This window comes from Sphingobium sp. (genome assembly GCF_041987595.1).
In the GTDB taxonomy this organism is placed as follows: Bacteria; Pseudomonadota; Alphaproteobacteria; order Sphingomonadales; family Sphingomonadaceae; genus Sphingobium.
Window position 1 is genome coordinate 1 of sequence record NZ_JBHIWJ010000177.1, and the last position, 4,240, is coordinate 4,240.

General features: G+C 65.9%; 5 protein-coding genes. 1 reads left to right on the plus strand and 4 read right to left on the minus strand.

All coding sequences use genetic code 11. The features are described from left to right. Positions 1-135: 135 nt before the first annotated feature. Entirely contained in the window at positions 136-651 is a 516-nt protein-coding gene (locus ACFC3J_RS22290) for a hypothetical protein (RefSeq protein ID WP_375198127.1), read from the minus strand. 22 nt (positions 652-673) lie between these two features. Further along, positions 674-1,351, minus strand: a complete 678-nt coding sequence (locus ACFC3J_RS22295) for a TonB family protein (RefSeq protein ID WP_375198128.1) — start codon at positions 1,349-1,351, stop codon at positions 674-676. A 205-nt stretch (positions 1,352-1,556) separates the two neighbouring features. On the opposite strand from ACFC3J_RS22295, the gene ACFC3J_RS22300 reads away from it, so the two are divergent. Continuing rightward, on the plus strand, positions 1,557-2,123 hold the full coding sequence (locus ACFC3J_RS22300; protein WP_375198129.1) for a hypothetical protein: 567 nt from the start codon (positions 1,557-1,559) through the stop codon (positions 2,121-2,123). On the opposite strand, the gene ACFC3J_RS22305 is transcribed toward ACFC3J_RS22300, so the two are convergent. Together ACFC3J_RS22305 and ACFC3J_RS22310 are read right to left on the minus strand one after the other, a co-directional pair. Beyond that, positions 2,124-3,389, minus strand: coding sequence for a DUF445 domain-containing protein (locus ACFC3J_RS22305; RefSeq protein ID WP_375198130.1), 1,266 nt, complete (start codon positions 3,387-3,389; stop codon positions 2,124-2,126). Between the two features lie 71 nt (positions 3,390-3,460). Further along, a partial coding sequence (locus ACFC3J_RS22310) for an efflux RND transporter permease subunit (RefSeq protein WP_375198131.1) occupies positions 3,461-4,240 on the minus strand: 780 nt, incomplete at its 5' end.

A 4,240-nucleotide genomic window follows, 5' to 3' on the forward strand; every position in this document is an offset into this window, starting at 1 on the left:
GCACGATCAGGCAGCCGACATTGGGATTGGGCGTGGACAGACCGCGCCCCCGCTCCGACAGGGCGATCGCGGCGGCCATGAAACGCCGGTCCTGCGCAGGATCGGCGGGGGGAATGACGGTTTTGCTGCGGGCGATCAGGGCTGGCGCGCTCCGGCTTCAGGCTTTTCCTCGGCCTCCGCCCGGACGAGGCGGTCGTCGAGCTGAGCGTTGATCGCCTTCACCGCCTCCTGACGGCGGGCGCCGTTGCGGGCGGCCTCATCCTTCCATTCAATGCCGAAGGCATCGGCGAAGCCCTGCATCCGCTTCTGCTGCCTGGCCAGTGCCGCCTCGCTCTTGGCGAAGTCGATCTTCTGCTGGAGGATGATCGCCGCGTCGGATCGGTTCGCGTCCCAGCTCTGGACGTAGATGATCTTGTTGCGCGTCGGCATGGTGTTGGTGTTGGCGTCGACGATGAAGGCCCAGATGATGACCCAGGTGAACGCGACGGACAGGCCGAGCAACGGCCATTTATGAGGCCGGTCCTTGCCAAAATAGCTCCACAGATCGCTGAGCGCGCTCTTGGGGGACACCGGACGGGGAAAGATCGCCATGGCGCCGATATAGGGTAAGGCGGGGCCGGATGCAAAAGCGCTGTTGCCGCAAGCGATCATGACCGGCCCCTTTTCCCTGATTTCAAACGTCTGCAAGGCGGAAATGGACGGTCAGCACCTTGCTGCTGCTGACCGCGACCCCGTCCCGAGTCGCGGGGCGGAAGCGCCATTTGCGCAACGCGTGGCGCTGGGTGGCGAGCCAGAAGGCCTCGTCGGTGGCGGCAAGCCGTTCAAGGTCGATCACCCGCCCATCTGCGCCGATGGTGACGCGGACGGTGACCCTGCCTTCCATCCCCTGCCGGACCATCGCGCCGGGATAATCGGGCTGGAACATCGCCAGAGCGCGCGGATCGATGCTCGCATCGACCAGCACCGGGTCGGGCGCGGGCGGGGTGTAGGGCGGGGTGACGGCGCCGGTTCCGCTGCCCGGTTCGAGGATGGGGTCGGTCCTGATAGTGAAGCCGGGATCGGGCGTTTTGACGAGCGGCTCGGTCGCGGTGGGTTGAGCGGTGGGCCTGGACGGGACCTTGCTGTCGGTTTGCGGGGCGGGTTTTTCGGGCGGAGGCGGCACGGTTTCCGGGATTTGATAAGTCTCCAGCGGCGTCTCGGTGAACTGCCGGATCATTTCCTTCGGCATCATCAGGAAAATTCCGGCGACCAGCGCGTGGACCGCAACCGCACCGCCTATGCCGATGGGGGAACGGCGTCCGCCCCGATAGCCCGAAATCCCCTCCGTCGTGCGCAATGTCATCAGCTGCATCGTGCATCCTCCTGTATTTCGGCGATCCTGAAAGGACCGCCATGTAACGTTACAACATAATTATATGATATGTTGCAACATCAATTTTCGGGCGCGCCGCAATATTCCCGTCGCCTGCCGACATAAGGCGGCAAAGAAGCGATGCCACGGCTTGGTCAGCCCTTCGACGTCTGGAGTGATGATGCGTTTACGATCCTTTCTGTTGTTGAGTTCGCTGCTTCTGCCCACGCCCCTGCTGGCGCAGGCGGCACCCCCCGCCGCTGGGCATAGGGGAGGTCCCTGGGCCGCCGACGCCGATGGCGACGGCCGCATCACGCGTGAAGAGATGCTGGCATGGATGGAGCAGCGCTTCCACCTGATGGACCCCGATGGCGACGGACAGGTGCCGGTCGAGGCGATGCAGCGTATGCTGGGCCATGAGCGGCAGGAGGGTGAGTCTTCTCCGGCGCAGAAGCGCGAGGCGCGGGGGCCGGGTAGGGGCGGCCCGGGCAGTGATCATCGCGGTTCCGGGGAACATGGCGGTCCGGGCGGTCCTCCGCCGGGGGATCGGCCTTCCGGCAATAGGGGCGGCGAAGCACCGCCGCCGGGGCCTCCGGGAGCGGCCATGCCCTATCCTGAGGACAGCAATGACGACGGCAGGATCGATTTGCAGGAATTCGTCGCGCCCGCCATGGCCATGTTCGACCAGCTCGACGCCAATGGCGACGGCGTGCTGACTGCGGATGAACTGCCTTCCCCGCCGCCGCGCCGGGGCGAGGAACCCGACGAATAGTTAAAGCAGCGTGTCGACTGCGTGGATGGCGAGGCCGACCAGCCCGCCAACCAGCGTGCCGTTGATTCGGATATATTGCAGGTCGCGCCCGACCGCATGTTCCAGCCGGCTGGTGACCGTGCCCGCGTCCCAGCCGCGCACGGTTTCGCTGACCAGCGTGACGATCGAATCGCCATAGGTTGCGGTCGCGCCGACGGCGGCGCGGCGCATGAAGCGGTTGATCAGGAACCGCAGCCTGGCATCGCCCTGCATCGTATTGCCCAGCTGATGCAGCGCTTCGCCCAACCGCCCGGCCATTGCCTTGCCCGGATCGCGCACCGCCCGCAGCAGGCCGGTGCGGGCCTGTTCCCACAGACCGTCGATCCAGCGCTGCATCGCCGGATTGTCGACGATCTCGTCGCGGATCTTCGCCACCCGCGCCTGCATCTCCAGATCATATTGCAGGTCGGCGGCGAGCTTGCCCAGTCCCTCCTCCGCCTTCAGCCGCAGGCTGTGGCCGGGGTCCTGCGCCATGTCGTTCAGCAGCCTGCGCAGCCCGTCAATGATCGCATTGGCAAGATTTTCGTCCAAACCCGTCCAGCGCAATATCTTGCCCGAACGGTCATGCACCATCTGGCGGATCAGATGGTCATTGGCCTCCAGCGTGCGGTCGGCCCAATGGATGATGCCATCCATCACCGGGGCGTGACGGCCATCGCGCATCGCCGCTTCCAGCGACTGGCCGATCAGGGGGGCGAGGTTCATCGCCCGCAGGCGCTGGGCGATGGCGCCCTTCACCATGCCGCCCAGCCGTTCCTGATCCAGCGCCTCCAATATGTCTGCAACGAGGCGGGACGCGCCCTCCCTCAGCCGTCCGTCGCCGCCAGACGGACTGGCAAGGAACCGGCCCGCTGCGCCCGCCACATCCAGCCGCTGCATCCGCCGCGCCACCACAGCGGGAGTCAGAAAATTGTCCCGCAGGAACAGGGCCAGCGTGTCGCCGATCCGGTCCTTGTTGCGCGGGATGATGGCAGTATGCGGAATCGGCAGGCCCAGCGGATGGCGGAACAGCGCCGTCACCGCAAACCAGTCGGCAAGGCCGCCGACCATGGCCGCTTCGGCAAAGGCCTGAATGAAGCCGATGGCGGGATGCAGGTCAACCGTTGCGCGTGCCGCCAGGAACAGCGCGGCCATGACCAGCAGCATGCCCGTCGCCACGAGCTGCATGCGCCGCGCCGGATGGATGGGACTGTCGGCGACGGGGCGGCGGAGGGGAAGCAGCTTCATGACCGCCCAACGGTTACGCCGCCGTTTCGTTCAGGCAAGCGCTTCTTTTCCCGCCCCTTCCTTATGTCGCCTCACTCGGCGGCTTGCGGTGCGTGTCCGTCGCCTGGCCTGTAGGTCAGCAGGCGGCGGCCAAGGCGGGGACCGATCCATTCCTCTATGCCCAGCGCCAGGCTGAAGGTCGCGGGCACGATCACCAGCGTCAGCAGGGTGGAGAGCAGCAGGCCGCCGATCACCGTGATGCCCATGGGCGCGCGCCAGGCGCCGTCGCCGCCCAGCGACAAGGCGGTCGGCACCATACCCGCAACCATCGCCACGGTGGTCATGACGATCGGCTGGGCGCGCTTGTGCCCGGCGTCGATGATCGCCTCCAGGCGGGGCACGCCCTTGCCGATCTCCTCCAGCGCGAAGTCGATGACCAGGATAGAGTTTTTGGCGACGATGCCGAGCAGCATCAGAAGGCCGATGAAGACCGGCATGGACAGCGGCTGCCCCGCCAGATGCAGCGCCAGCGCCCCGCCCAGCGGCGCCAGCAGCAGCGAGCCGAGATTGACGAAGGGAGGCATCAGCCTCTTGTAGAGCAGCGTCAGCACGGCCAGAACCAGCAGGATGCCGGAAATCACGGCGATGATGAAATTCTGGATCATCTCGCCCTGAAGTTTGCTGTCGCCGATGTTGATCTTCTGCACGCCCATGATTTTGCCATCCAGCACCGCCTTCATCGTTGGCAGTGCGTTGATCTTCTCCATCGCCTGGCTGTTGACGACGCCGGGGGCCAGATCGGCGCCGACGACGATCCGGCGGATCTGGTTATAACGACGGATCTGGGTCGGTCCGGCGCCGAATTCGATATC

Coding starts and splice junctions, on each gene's coding strand:
- ACFC3J_RS22290 (WP_375198127.1), bottom strand. CDS start 651: ATGATCGCTTGCGGCAACAGCGCTTTTGCATCCGGCCCCGCCTTACCC.
- ACFC3J_RS22295 (WP_375198128.1), bottom strand. CDS start 1,351: ATGCAGCTGATGACATTGCGCACGACGGAGGGGATTTCGGGCTATCGG.
- ACFC3J_RS22305 (WP_375198130.1), bottom strand. CDS start 3,389: ATGAAGCTGCTTCCCCTCCGCCGCCCCGTCGCCGACAGTCCCATCCAT.